Annotated in this window: 14 protein-coding genes; 10 read left to right on the top strand and 4 right to left on the bottom strand. The window is 61.5% G+C overall.

All coding sequences use genetic code 11. The annotated features are described in order from the left end of the window. Positions 1–5 precede the first annotated feature (5 nt). The 8 genes from RL_RS32720 (at position 6) to RL_RS32685 (ending at position 9,321) form a co-directional block, all read left to right on the top strand. Positions 6–1,190: a serpin family protein gene (locus RL_RS32720; RefSeq protein ID WP_011655311.1), complete on the top strand. Its 1,185-nt coding sequence runs from the start codon at positions 6–8 to the stop codon at positions 1,188–1,190. A gap of 43 nt (positions 1,191–1,233) precedes the next feature. Further along, positions 1,234–3,639, top strand: coding sequence for a protein kinase domain-containing protein (locus RL_RS32715; RefSeq protein ID WP_011655310.1), 2,406 nt, complete (start codon positions 1,234–1,236; stop codon positions 3,637–3,639). 168 nt (positions 3,640–3,807) lie between these two features. Then, positions 3,808–4,119 (top strand): DUF982 domain-containing protein, encoded by a 312-nt coding sequence (locus tag RL_RS38715; protein ID WP_011655309.1) that lies wholly within the window; start codon positions 3,808–3,810, stop codon positions 4,117–4,119. Between the two features lie 85 nt (positions 4,120–4,204). Further along, on the top strand, positions 4,205–4,567 hold the full coding sequence (locus tag RL_RS32710; protein WP_122330927.1) for a hypothetical protein: 363 nt from the start codon (positions 4,205–4,207) through the stop codon (positions 4,565–4,567). 101 nt (positions 4,568–4,668) lie between these two features. After that, positions 4,669–5,529 carry a tyrosine-type recombinase/integrase gene (locus tag RL_RS32705; RefSeq protein ID WP_011654197.1) on the top strand — a complete coding sequence of 287 codons (861 nt, stop codon included), beginning with the start codon at positions 4,669–4,671 and terminating at the stop codon, positions 5,527–5,529. Positions 5,530–5,542: 13 nt separating this feature from the next. Beyond that, a complete protein-coding gene (locus RL_RS32700; RefSeq protein WP_011654196.1) occupies positions 5,543–6,718 on the top strand; it encodes an IS91 family transposase in 1,176 nt (391 codons plus the stop codon). 413 nt (positions 6,719–7,131) lie between these two features. Further along, positions 7,132–7,883, top strand: a protein-coding gene (locus tag RL_RS38705; RefSeq protein WP_122330932.1) for an IS5 family transposase whose coding sequence is annotated in 2 segments (ribosomal slippage) — positions 7,132–7,450 and positions 7,450–7,883 — 753 coding nt in all. Because the reading frame shifts where the segments join, the coding sequence is not laid out codon by codon here. Between the two features lie 469 nt (positions 7,884–8,352). After that, positions 8,353–9,321, top strand: a complete 969-nt coding sequence (locus RL_RS32685) for a DMT family transporter (protein ID WP_011655304.1) — start codon at positions 8,353–8,355, stop codon at positions 9,319–9,321. A gap of 414 nt (positions 9,322–9,735) precedes the next feature. On the opposite strand, the gene RL_RS32680 is transcribed toward RL_RS32685, so the two are convergent. Further along, complete coding sequence (locus RL_RS32680; RefSeq protein WP_011655303.1) at positions 9,736–9,921, bottom strand: 4-oxalocrotonate tautomerase; 186 nt, start codon at positions 9,919–9,921, stop codon at positions 9,736–9,738. Positions 9,922–10,046: 125 nt separating this feature from the next. On the opposite strand from RL_RS32680, the gene RL_RS32675 reads away from it, so the two are divergent. Next, positions 10,047–10,931, top strand: a complete 885-nt coding sequence (locus RL_RS32675) for a LysR family transcriptional regulator (RefSeq protein WP_011655302.1) — start codon at positions 10,047–10,049, stop codon at positions 10,929–10,931. Positions 10,932–11,262: 331 nt separating this feature from the next. After that, entirely contained in the window at positions 11,263–13,191 is a 1,929-nt protein-coding gene (locus RL_RS32665) for an adenylate/guanylate cyclase domain-containing protein (RefSeq protein ID WP_041936940.1), read from the top strand. A 72-nt stretch (positions 13,192–13,263) separates the two neighbouring features. On the opposite strand, the gene RL_RS32660 is transcribed toward RL_RS32665, so the two are convergent. The 3 genes from RL_RS32660 to RL_RS32650 are packed head-to-tail and all read right to left on the bottom strand — an operon-like array spanning position 13,264 to position 15,907. Further along, positions 13,264–14,139 carry an FHA domain-containing protein gene (locus RL_RS32660; RefSeq protein WP_011655300.1) on the bottom strand — a complete coding sequence of 292 codons (876 nt, stop codon included), beginning with the start codon at positions 14,137–14,139 and terminating at the stop codon, positions 13,264–13,266. A gap of 2 nt (positions 14,140–14,141) precedes the next feature. Continuing rightward, positions 14,142–15,047 carry a type II secretion system F family protein gene (locus tag RL_RS32655; protein ID WP_011655299.1) on the bottom strand — a complete coding sequence of 302 codons (906 nt, stop codon included), beginning with the start codon at positions 15,045–15,047 and terminating at the stop codon, positions 14,142–14,144. Next, positions 15,044–15,907, bottom strand: coding sequence for a type II secretion system F family protein (locus RL_RS32650; protein WP_028741888.1), 864 nt, complete (start codon positions 15,905–15,907; stop codon positions 15,044–15,046). The genes RL_RS32655 and RL_RS32650 overlap by 4 nt, the downstream gene beginning before the upstream one ends. Positions 15,908–15,929: the final 22 nt, after the last annotated feature.

Raw genomic sequence — 15,929 nt, 5'->3', positions numbered from 1 at the left:
GAACCATGCCGAAATCCACTCTGCTGGCGGGTCTTGCCGCTTCCCTGATGGCGCTTGCCCCGGCCGCCCATGCCGGCAACTCCGGCGACAGCAAGGCGATGCTCGCCGCGCAGGCAGGGCTTGCCGCCGAACTCATCGACCGCACGCTGGCAAAGGAGGGTGCTGCCAATATCATGGTGTCGCCGGCAAGCCTTGCCGCAGCACTCGGTCTTGCAAGCCTCGGCGCCTCCGACCAAGGCAAAGCCTCGATCGCCAAGGGCCTCGGCTTCGGCGGCGAGATAAAGGGACCGGAGACGGCGCTTGACGCAATGACCCCCGAGAAGCCGGCAGCGGCGGACGCGCCTTTGGCGACGGCGGTCGCGATCGTCTTCGACGACAAGCTGGTGCTCGTTCCCGATGCGCTCTCCATGCTCGCCGGCCACCGGATCAAGCCTTCGATCGAGGATCTCGACGGACCGAAATCGGTCGAGCACATCAACGGCTGGGTCAAACAGGCAACGCGAGGCGCCATTCCTGTCATCCTGGACGCACCGCCCGGCGGCGGCTTCGTCAGTCTCGGCGCACTCTCCTTCAAGGCACGCTGGAAGACGTCCTTCGATAGGGAAAGCCCAGCAAGCCCATTTCAGCGGCCGGATGGGTCGACGATTTCGGTGCCGATGATGCATCTTGCCGGCGATGGCCAGAGGTTCCGCTTCGACGAGAAATTCACCGCCGTCGACCTTGCCTATGCCGGCGAGAGCTACAGCATGGTCGTAGTGGCGGCGCGCTCCGGCAAGGGTGTGGGTGGATCGGACCTGAAGGCGCTCGCTTCCTGGCTGCAGGGGGAAAAATTCGAAGCCGCCAAGGGCGAAATCTTCCTGCCCCGCTTTTCCCTGAACGACGGGCGTGATTTGATGCCGATACTCAATGCGATGGGAGTGGCGCCCGAGAAGGCCAAGGATGCGGGTTTCCCGGGTTTTACCAAGGAAAACATCAGCCTGGCGCGCGTCCTTCAGAAGACGATGATCAAGGTTGACGAAAACGGCACGGAGGCGGCGGCAGCCACGGCTGTTATCACGGAACGCAGCATCGATCCGAAGCTTATTCGCGTCGTGGCCGATGCCCGTTTTGCCTTCGCGCTTCGCGATACCAAGACCGGCCTGCTGCTGGCCGCAGGCCTGATTGGTGATCCATTACTGGCAGGCGAATAGAATTCGGTTTTCATGAATGAAATGAATGCAGGGGGACACGTGCATGAGAAGTGATCTGATCGCCCGCTACACGATCGGCGAGCCGGTCTATGAGAACGAGTTCATCGTCTATCCGGCCCAGGACAAGCGGATGGACCATTCGGTGTTCATCGTCGCGCCCGATATGGCGCTGAAACTGGACAAGGCTCGTTTCGAGCGGGTCTGGACCTCCATCAACGAGGCCAAATCGCTGACGGCGCGACGCTTCGTCGAAATCGAGGACCTCATTCCGCCGTCGCCGGAAGACGACAATTTTTATATCGTCGAGAAGCGGCCGTCGAAAACGCTGCACCAATATCTCGACGAAACGGAGATGGTGGCTTACGAACGCGCCGTCGAGATAGGCCGCCACATCCTCGAGGGCCTGGCGACGCTGCATGGCGCCGGCTACGCCCACAATGCCCTGACGGACCAATGCATCTACGTGTCGGAGGATTATTCCGGCCTGTCGGTGCGGATCGGCAACCTGCACCTGATCTCGAAGATCGGCGAACACATCATCCCGCCCTATGTGCCGGAATTCGGCGCGCCGGAAATCTATGCCAGCGGTACTTTTTCCGCCTCCGCCGCGCTCGACATCTATGCCATGGGCATGATCGCCTACAAGCTTTTCCTGCCGCGGCAGACCTATGCCAGCGTCTTCGACAGCGTCATGGTCTGGGAAGACGAACACCAGCGCGAGCAGAGCTGGAAGAACATCCATCTCGATCCTTCCAATATCTTTCCCCGCCTCGATGTGCTGATCCCGGGCTTTCCCGAGGGTCTTGCAAGCCTGGTGGAAAGGATGCTGAGCCGCGATCCGAGCGCGCGGCCGCGCACGGGCGCCGATGCGCTGGGCGAATTCGCGCGCGTCACGACAGGCATCCAACCGATGTCGTGGGATCCGCGCGGCGGCATGGCGCAGCAGCAGGACACCCCGAAACCGAAAAAGTGGACGCCTGTCAGAATCTCCATGATCGCAGCGCTGCTCTTGATCTGCATCGGCGTCGGTGCCGTCACCATCCCGAAGTTGCTCCGCCCGGATCCGAAACTCGTCGCCGATGTCGGCGTCTGGAAGAAGGAGGCCGAAAGCCGCAAGCAGAAGGCAATCGCCGCCAAGGCGCCGGAGCGCCCGGCCAGCGACCAGGCAAAGCTCTCCTACGACACCGGCGCCTCGGCGCTGACATCGGCCGATGCGCTGCTCAAGGATGAAGATTACGAAAAGGCGCTTCCGGGCTTCCAGACGGCAGCCATCAACCTCGGCAATGCGCTGATCGGCATCTCGAAGGAGAATGCCGAGAAGGCGAAGGCTGCCGCTTCGGCCGCAGGTGGCGACAAGGCGCCAGGTTTTGCCGAGGCCGACGCCAAGATGAAGACTGCTGCCGACGCCGCCACCGCCAAGCAGATGCATGCTGCCGTCGACGCCTATGACGCGTCGAAAACGACGTTCGACGATCTCGCCAAGGCGCTCACCGCGCTGGCGGCGGCCGAAAAGGACGCGGCGGCAAAACGCGAAACGGTCAATCGCATCGGCGCCGGCGACAGCCCCGATGTCGCCAAGGCGAGCGGGCTGATGACCGAGGCCAAGGCCAAGGCCGAGCAATGGCAGATGCCGGCCGCGACGTCAGGCTATGGCGACGCCGCCAAACTGTTCGACGCCGTCATCGCCGACGTCATGGCGGCGAAGGATGAGGCGACGGCGCTGAAGCAGAAAGTTACCGATCTCAGCGCCTCGATCGCGACCCGCGCCGGTGCTGCCGATCCGACGCTTGCGGCACTCGCCCCGAAGATCGGCGAGGCCGACGGCCGCTACACCGCGGAGGCCTATAAGCTCGCCATCGTTGCCTACCAGCCGATCCTTGCCGATCTCGAGGCGCTGTCGGCGCGCGGCTTCTGCCCGGTTTCGCAGACGCTTGCCTTCGAGACCGTGCCGGCGGGAAGTTATTCGCTGGAGAATGTCCGGCTGATGACCTCGTCGATGCAGGAGCTCGGCGGCATGCTTGGCGTTGCCAATGGCGCCGTGAAGATCGACAAGTCCTTCTGCATGCAGACGAAGGCCGTCACCCGTGCCGAGATGGCGGAATATTACACCGCCAATTCCGATCCCGCCGCAGCACAGGCCTATGCCGACAATCCGCAGCAGCCGGCCGACGACGTGCCGCTTGCCGTGGCGCAGAACTATACGGCCTGGCTGTCGAAGCAGTTGAACGCGCCCGTCCACCTGCCGTCGGCGACGGAATGGATGGCAAGTGCGGCGAAGATCACGCCGGAGAAGCTGCCAGACAATGGCGATATCATCCTGCAATGGAGCGCCACCCCCTGCGAAGCCGGCGGCAATGTCGCCTTCATGGCGCAGGAAGGCTCGACCTTCGTCGTCTGCTCCGACGCGTCGGCCGGCGGCATCTTCCGCGTCACCGCCGAATTGCGGTGAGCGCGGCGAAAAATGGGAGCGAACAGGGGAGCGCGTGCGCCCTTTCTGCTTCATTCGGCGGCTCGCGTTCAAGCCGTACGCTTCTACAAATTTCAATTCCAAATTACAAAATACGCGCGTATATTGAACTGGGGACTGCGGTATCCGTGCCTTGAGGGGTCGAGGACAATGTGCTGGAACACATCATCAGCATTCACGCCGGTTGGGTTTGCTTTGCGAGGCCCGGCATCTCGCAAGATCGTATGGACGCTGGGCGACGCGGCGCGTCTCCTGATCAACGACTGGCCTTGTGATGACGGCGAGGAATATGTGGCTGCCGTGAAAGCCTGCGTCGACGCGTTGAGCGGCAAAATTGCCCCGGAACAATTCCGGGAAGCGCTTCTGCGTGCGGCCGATGAGGCGGGTATAGCTGCTCTATCGCTCGTCCGGCAGGGGGTTGGAGAGCGACGACCGGACCTTCCCTCAAGCGCGCAAAGATAGCACGTATTTCGGGGGCTACTCGCCTCTCGACGTCACGTTTGCGCCCCAGCCGCGGACATTAGTCCCAAAGCTAGAAAAGCACAAAATGCAGGATGATGAGGCCGGTCCTAGTTTGTCCCTTGGTCTTTTCAGACTCAGTGGCCTCTTCGCCTGTGTCGTTATCGTCATATATATTTTCTGGGAAATGTTCAGCCAAAGCGCAGCCCTTATTCGGCTTTCGATGACAGCAAAAAATTTCCCTTATGCTGAGAGATGTGATGCTAGCGCCAATCCGATTACTACAGGAGAACCCAATTGCGTCGACCTTGGCTATCAGGTCGTCTACGGCCCTGTCATCAAGGTCTTCCGCAGGGCCTGTTCCGGGAGTGACGGAGCCCCCGAGACGCTCATACTAGACAAGGCGTCGAGGATCGAAATCAGCTTAGGACCGATCGACATTCAGGATTGAACGAAGCCGCTATCGCGGCATTTGGAGCGCGGGATTGCATGATGCGCTTCTGATTTGAAGGATTGGGCTGTTTTAGCCCGACCTTTGAACAGGAGATGACGATGACAGAGATAAGCCCGCTACGCCGGCGCATGATCGATGACATGACGATCCGCAATCTTTCGCCAGCGACGCAACGATCGTATTTGCATGCGGTGACGAAGTTCTCGCGCTATTTCGGGCGATCGCCAGACCGTCTTGGACTGGAAGACGTGCGCGCGTTTCAGGTGCATCTGGTCTCATCGGGCCTATCATGGCCGGCCTTGAACCAGACAGTTTGTGCCCTGCGGTTCTTCTTTGGCGTCACGCTTGGTCATGGCGAGATACCGGAGCGCATTGCTTATGCCCGGACACCCGCCAAGCTTCCGACGATCCTAAACGGCGACGAGATCGTGCGGTTTCTGGAAGCGGTTCCGAGCCTGAGGACCCGCACCGCATTGACGACAGCTTATGCGGCGGGGCTGCGCGCCTCGGAAGCTGTCCATCTCAAGGTCCGCGACATTGATGGCGAGCGCGGCATCATCCGCGTCGAGCATGGCAAGGGCGGAAAGGATCGCAACGTCATGCTGTCAGCGCAGTTGCTCGCGATCCTGCGGGTCTATTGGCGGCTGGCGAGACCCGAGGTCTGGCTGTTTCCGGGCCGGGACGAGACCAAGCCCATTGACGTCCAGGTTCTGTATTCTGCCTGCCGTTCGGCGTGCACTGCTGCCGGCATCGACAAAAGGGTGACGGTACATACGCTGCGTCACAGCTTTGCCACCCATCTTCTGGAAAGCGGAACCGACATCCGCATCATTCAGGTTTTGCTCGGCCACAACAATCTGTCCACCACGGCACGCTACACGAAGGTTTCCAATACGCTGATCCGCAGCACGACCAGCCCGCTCGACCGGCTGACGCTAGAGGTGGTGCCGCCAGGCTGAGCATAGCTTCGCTATGGCGGCGGGACTGCAGGTGGCGGACATTTTTCGCCGCCACGGGGAAAGATATCGCCAAACACACGACGCTCATCTCGGGCGTGTCGAACGCCGGGTCATGAGTGCGGTCGAGATGTGCCGGACCGCTCGCCTGGGCGGGCATGTCCAGCAATGTCAGGACTGCGCGGCGTTCCGCATCGCCTATAATTCCTGCCGCAACCGGCATTGCCCGAAGTGCCAGGGACAGGCGAGCCGTGACTGGCTTGCTGCCCGGCAGGCCGACCTTCTGCCGGTCGGCTATTTCCACGTGGTTTTCACCCTACCGCAGCAGATCGCCGCAATCGCCTTCCAGAACAAAAATGCCGTTTACACGATCCTCTTTCGCGCTGTCGCCGAGACGCTGCGCAGGCTTGCTGCCGATCCCAAGCATCTGGGTGCAGAGATTGGCTTCATCGCGGTGTTGCACTCCTGGGGCCAGACGCTCCATTATCACCCGCATATCCATTGCATCGTGCCGGGCGGCGGATTGTCGGCCGACCAGTCCCGCTGGGTTGCCTGCCGGGCAAACTTCTTCCTGCCCGTGCGGGTTCTGTCACGCCTGTTCCGGCGGCTGTTTCTCGAAGAGCTGAAGCAGGCCTACGACCTGGGCCAGCTTCGGTTCTTTGGCGATATCGCCGGCCTGGCCGATCCGGCCGCGTTCAATCGCATCGTCAAAGAAGCGCGGCGTGTCGACTGGGTGGTCTACGCCAAGCCGCCATTTGCCGGACCCGAACAGGTGCTGGCCTATCTCGGGCGCTATACCCATCGCATTGCCATCTCCAATTCCCGCCTCGTCAGCATCGATGGCGATCGCGTCACATTCCGATGGAAGGATTATCGAACGGGCGGCAGGCAAAAGGTAATGACGCTTGATGCCCACGAGTTCATCCGCCGTTTCCTGCTTCACATCGTTCCGGACGGCTTCCACCGCATTCGTCACTTCGGCTTGCTTGCCAATGGCCATCGGCAACTGAAGCTGGATCTGTGCCGAAGCCTGCTCGACGTCCCGCCGCCGGAACACCCGGTCGAAGAACCGGACGCAAAGCCACCACCCTTGGCGCATCGCTGTCCCTGTTGTGGCGGAGCCATGACAATCATCGGCGCATGGACCCCGCTCCAGCCGGTACGCCGGCCAGCATGGAAAGACAGTTCATGATCATATCACGCGCAGCATCATTGCAACGATCAGCGTCGGCATGCCGGGAGCCGCGAGGCGAGTGTTTTGGCCAATGCGTGCCTGAGCGACGTAAACCGCCACAGAACCAAGGGGTCGGCCGATGCAAACCAGCCGACAGGAGCGTCAAAGACACCGCATACCGGCAAGAATCTCCTTCCAGACCTGTCCAGGTGCTCCGGCAAGGCTCGATTCTGCCAAACGCCATCCACCGCTTCGACTAAATCCCCATAGCGCCAAACAACCCGCGCCTTCGCTCAATCCGGCTTCAATGAGGTCCGATCAGTGAATGCCGCACGCATAGCGAACGGACCTCACAGAACCCTCCAGATTCCCAAATCGGTTGATCACTGATTCATAGGGTACCGTGTGAAGCGCGGAGGCCTTTGATGGGAGTGAAGCGATACGAGTTGAACGAGGCGCAATGGTCGAGAATTGCGCCTTTGTTGCCAGGCAAGGCCAGCGATCCAGGTCGGACGGGGGTAGATAACCGGCTGTTTGTGAACGGGTGTTTGTGGGTGCTGCGCTCGGGCGCACACTGGCGGGACCTGCCGGAGCGCTACGGGAAATGGAAGACGGTCCATCGCCGGTTCAGTCGCTGGTGCCATGCCGGCGTATGGGAGCGGGTCTTTGATGCCCTCACTGCTGACCGGGACAATCAGTACTTAATGATCGACAGTACCATCGTGCGTGCCCATCAACAGGCGGCGAGCGGAAAAGGGGGGCCAAGGATCAGGCGCTGGGGCGTTCCAGAGGTGGACTGACGACTAAGATCCATATGCTGGCCGATGCACTCGGGCGTCCCTTGCGCTTTATCGTGACGGCCGGCCAGGTCGGCGACATCACGCAAGCTCCTGCTCTTCTTCATGACCAGACCGGTCAGGCCGTTCTGGGCGATAAAGCCTATGATAGCAACGCCTTGCGCGCAACAATCGCGAAGATGGAGGCCGAGGCGGTCATACCCTCAAACCGTTCCCGAAAGATCATCATCCCGCATGATCCGATCATCTACAAGCATCGCAATCGCATCGAAAGGTGCTTCAATCGCCTGAAACACTTCCGACGCTTTGCCACCCGCTACGAGCGTCGAACTATCCATTTCACAGGATTCATCCATCTCGCTGCAGTCATGATCTGGATGCAATGAATGTCGATCGGTCCTAGTGGAAAAGTCGTTGAGTTTTCGAGCTCGCAATGAAGTGAGCGTACATTGTATTCCACCTAATCTCAGCCCCGAGCGAAGTAACTAAACTCCTCACCAACGACCGCTTCGGGCCGAACTCCGCCATGGCTCAGATGCACCAAAAGGCAAATCCCCCGGCGAAGTCGGCTGCCATAGGCTTGCGGGCGGTGGAGTTCCGGCAGCCAGCAGAGTCAACCAGTCGCCCGCCCCGGTCAAAGTGGGAGCCGCATCGCGGCCCCCGCGATACAGCACCGTTTCACGATCCGGGTGATGCGTATCGAGAGGCTGGTTCTCATTTTCGCCGGCTACCGACCAGAGCGCGTGGCCGGTAAAATTTCCCCATTCGATCAAGCATTTCGCTTGATTGCCAACCGGCACACTCGGTGTCGCGGAGACCAGGGCTCGGTGACGCAACTTCAAAAGGGTGAACATTATGGACAGACTTTTCTATATTGGCGTGTCGGCCGCTCTCTTTGCGGCCTTTGCCTTTTCGCTCAACTTCGTGGTGCCCTTCATCATCGGTGACTATTCCACCTTTGATTTTGCTCTCATCCGTCACGTCGTCTCGGCACTCGTCGGGCCTTGCATCCTTTTTTCCGAGAAGGGTGTCATGCGCCACCTCACGCTTCGAAACTGCCTGCATGCCATCTGGCTCGCCTTCGTCGGCTATGTCGGCTACTTCCTGACAGTGACGGGAGCGGCCCTCTTTGCCGGCCCAGTCATCGCTCCGGCCTTTCTCGGGCTGGTACCAATCGTATTGATGGTCATTGGCAATCAGGGTCAGGCATCATTGCCATGGCGATCCCTCATGGTGCCTCTGGCACTGGTGCTGGTCGGCCTTGTTCTCGTCAATGGCACGGCATTCACGGCCGAAGGACTGGACTCTGTGCAATCATTGTGGATTGGCGTGCCGCTGGCGCTTGCTGCCGTGGGCCTTTGGGTCTGGTTCGCGCTTTCCAATCAGGCAGCACTCGCCGCACGGCCGGACATGCCCTCCGGAGTGTGGTCGGCGCTGATACTGGTTGGCGGCGGCGTCTTGATGCTGGCCTTCTATCCCATCGGTGCCGCGATGGACCTCTTCCGGCTTCCTATATTGGGTTTCGGCTGGAGCGCTGCCGGCAACCTCTATGTCTGGGGCACAACTCTCGCGCTACTGGCCACCGTGGGCGGCGTCTGGGCCTGGAATATTGCCTCGCGCAGCCTGCCGGTTGCCTTGGCCGCGCAATTGATCGTCTCAGAGACTGCCTTCGGCGTGATCGGCGGACTTTTCGTGCATGCGCGCTGGCCAACGCCGATCGAAGTCGCCGGGGTTGTTGTCCTGATCGCCGGCGTCGTTCTATCGGTTCGGATTTTCTATGATCGCCAATTTGCATCGGGAAAGACAGTGCTTGCGAACGAGTGACCCGCTGGACACAGGCCAAAAAGCAGGCGCAGGCATCAGAGATGCAATCACGATCAACGTAAATCCGCTTTTGACGCAAACATGCGCCTCGCCAGTCCAATGCGTTGTCCGCTTTCAAGCCGCCGCTTGGCTGGGCTCTACGACTGATATGGTTTAGGGCGCAAAGCAGCCTTATCCTTCGGCAACGAAGAAAGTCCGCTTAAGGCCGAACTCCGCCATGGGTCAGATGCACCAAAAGGCAAATTCCCCGGCGAAGTCGGCTGCCACAGGCTTGCGGGCGGTGGAGTTGCGGCGGCCAGTAAAATCAACCGGCCGCCCTTCACATTCAGCACGGGAGCCGAGGGGCCGGCTCCCTGTTCGATACCATGGCGGCGGCGTCCCGGAGTTCGAGCCTTCGCCGCTGTGGGCCGTCTCTCAGGCCTCGGATTTCAGCTTGCCGCCGACCGCCCAGTAATCCTTGGCGATCTCCGTTATCAGGATTTCCAGCGATTCCGGCGGGCACGCCAGGGTTTCGACGGCGGCCTTAGTCGCTTCGCGCGCGAAGGCGCGTTTCTGATCGTCGGTGCGGCCGGGATGCATCTGCAGGTGAAGAATGGGCATGATTTCTCCTTGGTCAGGTTGGTGATGTCCGTCGTCTTGGCGCGGACATGACGACCATGTTGTAAATCTCTTGGTTGATAAATAAGCTGTTGGTATCGTCATTCGAAACCAACAGGTAGGCAATCGTGGACAAGCTGGCCGGCATGGCGATGTTCGTCAGGGTCATCGACAATGGCAGTTTCGCGGCGGCCGCGGAGATCGCGCAAGTGTCGCCTGCTATGGTTGCCAAACACATCAAGACCATTGAGACCCGGCTCGGGGCGAAGCTGATCCATCGCACCACGCGACGCCATCAGCTGACAGAAGTCGGCCAGCTCTATTACGAGCGCTGCAAGCGCGCCCTTTCCGAAGTGGCGCTGGCCGAGGCTTCGGCGAGCGAGCTGCAATCGGCGCCGCGCGGCCGGCTTCGGTTGGTGGCACCCGTCAGCTTCGGGACGCAGGTCCTGGTGCCGACGCTGATCGATTACCAGAACGCCTATCCCGACGTCAGCATCGAGCTATCGCTCGACAACAATGTCCATGACCTCGTCGGCGAGGGGTTCGAGCTCGGTATCCACATCGGCCCGCTCTCGGACAGCAGCCTCGTCGCCCGTCCGCTCACACCCTACCGGCGGATTCTCGCTGCCTCGCCGGACTATCTTGCCCGCCATGGCCGGCCGGCCTCGCCGGAGGCTCTGGCGAACCATCTCTGCCTCGGCCACTCCTATTGGCGCATGCGGGATCGCTGGCACCTAGTCGGGCCGGGCGGCGAAATGCGTGATGTATTGATTTCCGGAAAATTCTCGACCAACCAGGGGGCGGCGCTACGTGTGGCCGCGCTCAGCGGCGCGGGAATTGCACTTCAGCCGGAACTGCTGCTCGCTGCCGATATCGCCGAAGGACGGCTCGAGCAAGTGCTGCCGGAATGGTCCTACAAGCCTGTACCGATGCACCTCATCTATGCGCCGAACCGGCGGCCGACAGCGATGTTGCGGACGGTGATAGATTTCCTGGTGGAAGGGTTTGGCTGACCACGCTCCGTCGTGGCCGACGGCCGCTACACCGCGGAAGCCTATAAGCTCGCCATCGTTGCCTACCAGGCGATCCTTGCCGATCTCGAGGCGCCATCGGCACGCGGCTTCTGCCGGGTTGCGCCGACCCTTGCGTTCGAGACCGTCGGCGGGCGGATTCCAGATGTTCTGCGCATGCTGGGGAGCGTCCCTTTGGGACGCGTGAGGTCTGCTTCGGTTCTGGGCCGGATAGCACCACAAGCAGACATGCCGTTTTGGCGCTGTGCTAGTTGCGGCGCGTCGATGGGTGTAGACTGCCGACACTATTGCATGTTCATGCAAGGCAACGATGATGGGTACCCCCACGCTTGACCGGAAGCTGCTCGCGATCCTAGCGGCGGATATGGTCGGCTACTCGAAGGCGATGGAGGCCGATGAGGCCGGCACCATCAAGCGACTGAAGGCCATCCGCGCCGAACTGATCAATCCCGCAATCTCAGAGCGCCATGGCACCATTATCAAGCTGATGGGTGACGGCACGCTCGTCGCCTTCGACAGCGTGGTTGATGCGGTTGCCTGCGCCGCAGAGTTTCAGAATGCCGTGGCGGCGCGCAACGCCGACCTACCGGAGCCTGAGCGCATCGTATTTCGCGTCGGGATCAATCTGGGCGATGTGGCCTTGGTGGATGGCGATGTCTATGGGGATGGAGTGAATGTCGCCGCGCGGCTGGAGCATTTGGCCGAACCAGGCGGCGTGGTGGTGTCGGGCACGGCATACGATCATCTCCAGGGCAAACTCGACTGGCCGCTCGATTTCGCCGGCGAGCAGCAGGTCAAGAACATCAGCCGCCCGGTACGGATGTATCGGCTGAGACTCGACGGTAAACGGGCGCGTCGGCCCCTTCTCAAAATGATACCGCGCTGGGCTAAAACGGCTGCGGCGTCGATCGTGGCGCTTGCACTGGCGGGCGGCGGGGTCTGGTGGTTCTTGCAGCCCGAACCTTTGAGTGGCAAGCCTTTGTTGGCGGTGCTGCCCTTCAACAATTATGGCGGCGACGAGGCCAGCGGGCGTCTGGCCGACGGCCTGACTGAGGACATCATCACCGACCTCGCGCGGTTTCCCGAATTCGAGGTGGTGGCGCGGAATTCGACGGAAGTTTATAAGGGCAAGCCCGTGGATGCCCGCCAGGTCGCAAGCGCGCTCCATGTCGGCTTTGTAGTGGAAGGCTCGATCCAGCGGCAGAGTGGCCGGGTACGGATCACAGCACAGTTGATCGATGCAAAAACCGGCCACCATCTTTGGTCGGAGAATTGGGACCGGCCCGCTGAGGACGTGTTCGCCGTTCAGACCGAAATCGCAGAACAGGTCGCCAACCGCCTCGGCGGCGGAGTGGGACTGATTCAAGAGGCCGGGCGGGCTGCAGCCAAACGCAAACGGCCTGAAAACCTGAATGCCTATGATTACTATCTTCTCGGGTCCGAGAAGATCGAAAAGCTCACCAAAGCCGATGACGAGGAGGCCATCGCGTTTCTCAACCGCGCCGTCGAGCTGGACCCGGGGCTGGCACGGGCCTGGGTAGAACTTTACCATGCTCATGATCTGATGGGTGTGTTTGGCGTCAATCCCGAGAGCAACCGCAAGGTGGCCGCCGATGTGGCCGAACGCGCGGTGCGGCTTGATCCGAGCGACGCTGAAGCCCATGCGGTGTTTGGTATGAGCCTTGCCAATAAGGGCGATATGGGCCGCGGCAAGTCCGAATTCGACACGGCCCTTCGTCTCGCTCCGGGTTCGTCCGAAATCCTGACTTTTTACAGCGGCTATGCAGCACGGTTCGGCGAACCAGAACGCGGTGCTCAAATGGTCGACAAGGTCATGCGGCTCGACCCGAATTATCCGATGTGGGCGTCCAACTTCTTCGCACCTGCCTATTTTATGGCGGGGCGGTATGAAGACGCGGTGACGATGTTGGAGCGCATGACGCCCAACAACTACCAAAAGTGGACTTGGGTGGTCCGTAGCAGCTCGCTTGCGGCACTGGGTCGAACCGATGAAGCGCATGCTTCAGCTATGGAAACTCTCAAGCAGCACCCCGAGGTGACTGTCGAGAGCATGATCAGTGAACCTGGCCTAAGCATAATCGAGCGCAATCGGTTCTTAGAGACAATGCCGCTCGCTGGCTTCCCGGCATGCGCCAAGCCCGAGGCGCTGGCGAACCTCGCCAAACCTGTGCGACTGCCGGAATGCGAGGCGGGGAAGGCCAAGCCCCTGGAGCAGCCTTAGAGCAGCCCTGTGCAACGCGCGCGCCGCTGATCACCCCGGCACCGGCGAGCATTGCTTGCTACAGGCCTGCGATCAGCGGCGGGCGGGCGGCTTCGTGGCGGCGCGGCGCTGCAGCGCGAAACGCGCGGCTGAGCAGTTGACGTCGGGAACGAGATCGTAGGTCTGCTGGTAGAGGGTCTGCGCCAACGTATTGTTGCCGCGGTTTTCCGAGGCGAGGGCTGCGAGCGCCGTGCGCTTGTAGGCCTCGACGATCGGCTCGGCGGCCTTGGCCAGCGCGGCATCGTCGGATGGTTCGGCTGCCAGCGAAAGCGCGGCATAGGTTGCATCGCCATCCCTGCCGACGCGGCCGCCGACGGCGCCGTTGAAGCTTTGCTCGGAAACCTGGCGCATGCGCCGGGCATTCTTGATGCATGTCGGGATGCGGGCGGCTTCCGCATTGATGCGTTCCGCCGTCGGGCCACTTTCCGCGCTGTCGCTGTCGGACAGGATCACGTAGCCGATGATGCCGACGATGGCGAGGTAGGCGACACCCATGCCGGCGAGGAAGGCCGGCTGCTTGAGGAGCGACTTTTTCGGCTTGTCGTCACTTGCCTTCGAGGTCTCCTTCTTCGGCGCCTCCTTGGCGGCGGCCTTGACGACGAACTGGAATTCGACGTCCTTACCGAGACGGAAGCTGTCGCCAGCCTTCAGCGAGGCCGTCTGCAACAGCGCTTCGCCGCGCAGCATGATCGGGTTCAGCCCCATGCGGCGAATGATGAAGCCGCCGTCGCTCTGCCGCTCGATGCGCGCATGGATCGGCGCCAGGAACGGATCGTCGACGACGATATCGGCATTAGCAGCCCGGCCGATCGACATTTCCGGCCGGTCGAGCACATGGCTGCGGCTCTGGCCGCCGGGACCGGTCTGCAGAAGGCTAGGCTTGTTTCCGCGAAAGAAGGAAAAGACCATGATCAGAACATCCCACTCGACATCATCTCGACAATTGCAGGCGCCAGCACCAGAAGCAGGATCGACACGACGATCATCATCGCCGGCATGACGATCTTGGCCTTCAGCTTTTCACTGGCCCGGTCGGCCTTTTCCCAGCGGCGGAAGCGCAGGTCGCGCGCGTGTTCGCGCAACAGCTCGACGCGGTTGCTGCCCTCGACTTCGCCCTGGATCACCGCGCGGATGACGCGGATGACCTCCTCGGCGGTCATGCGGCGCTCCAGCCGCTGCAACGCCTCGATCATGCCGGTGCCGAGCGCCACGTCCTTCAGCGTCTGTTCGATCTCTTCGCTCATGACGGTGCCGGGTGCGGCTTCGGCATAAAGCCTCAGGCTTTCCGGCAGCGTCGCTTGCGCCTGCTGCGTCATGACGACGAGATCGAGGAAATAGGGGAACTCGCGCGAAATGCGCTCCTTGCGGTCCTGCGCCTTGTCGTCGGCGACGACCCAGAAATAGATGGCGGGGATCAGGCCGAGGATCAGGCCGGCGACGAGCCCTCCGATGACGCTGCCGCTGGCGATGCCGAACAACAGGCCGAGCACGATGAAACCGAAGAGACTGAGAACCACGAGAAGCGCGATATATTCCCGCCCCGTGACGCCGCCGAACGGCCGGCCGCCATAGATCAGCTTCTGCTCGAGCTGCGCGCCGTAATCGGCCAGAAGCGGCTCGAAATGCGTCAGCACGAATTCGACCGGCGTGCGCATGCCGATGCTGTCGACGATATTCGGCGGCGGACCATCGCCGCCGGCGGACCGGCGCACCACCTGAATGCTGCCGAGCATATCGCCGATCCACCAGACGAACAGCGCAGCGGTAATGCCGGCAAAGGTGATGGCGATCGGGGCGAGGGGTATCTCGGACATCATACCGACACCTTCATCATCGAGCGCATCCAGAAGAAACCGGTTGCATAGAGGATGGCGCCGACGATCGCGATGACGATGCCGATGGCGTTGCCGAACACCTTGTCGATCAATTCCGGCTGGCCGAAGAAGATCATCAGGATCATGAACAGCGCGCCGCCATTGACGACGCGGAAGTTCATGCGCGCCTGCGACGACGAGGTGGTGATCTTCTGATCGAGCTTCCAGATTTCCTTGAAGGATTTCGACATTTCCGTCAGCGGCTCGGAAATGTCGCCGCCCTGGCGCGCAAAGAGACCGAGTGCCGCATCGACCATCTTGAAGTGCAGGCTCGGCACGTTGCGGCCGTGGCGGTCGAGCGCCTCGACCAGGCCGATGCCGAGCTTCTGTTCGCGGGCAATGCGCTCGAATTCGCGCGAGGCCGGCATCTGGCCGGTATCGGCGACCGCATTGACTGCGATGGCGAGCGGCTTGCCGGTGCGCACGGCCGAGACGATCTGGTCGACGGCATAGGGAAGCTGCGATTCGATCTGCAGCCAGCGGCGCTGCAGATAATAACGGATCACGCCCTTGGGCAGGAAGATGGCGACCGGGATGGCGATGACGAAGCCGAAGATCGGCCCGAAGATCAGAGAGATCACGATGAAGACGACGATCGCCGTGATGCCGTAGGCGAGGATCATCGTATAGGGCGGAACGGCATCACGCCCGAAGACCTGCGCCGCCTCGCTGGCGAGTGCAATGTCACGCTCGGTGGCGCGCAGCAGCGGCGCCGGCCAGCGCACCGGCGCGCCCCAGACGAGCAGTCCCGCGGTCACCGCCCCGAGGGCGACCGTAAAAATCTGCAGAATGCTGATATCCATGGTTTCCCCCTCAGAGCAATTC

This window comes from Rhizobium johnstonii 3841 (assembly GCF_000009265.1).
GTDB classification, from domain to species: Bacteria; Pseudomonadota; Alphaproteobacteria; order Rhizobiales; family Rhizobiaceae; genus Rhizobium; species Rhizobium acaciae.
The sequence above is the reverse complement of the archived record's forward strand: the minus strand, read 5'-3'. Positions and strand labels throughout refer to the sequence as shown.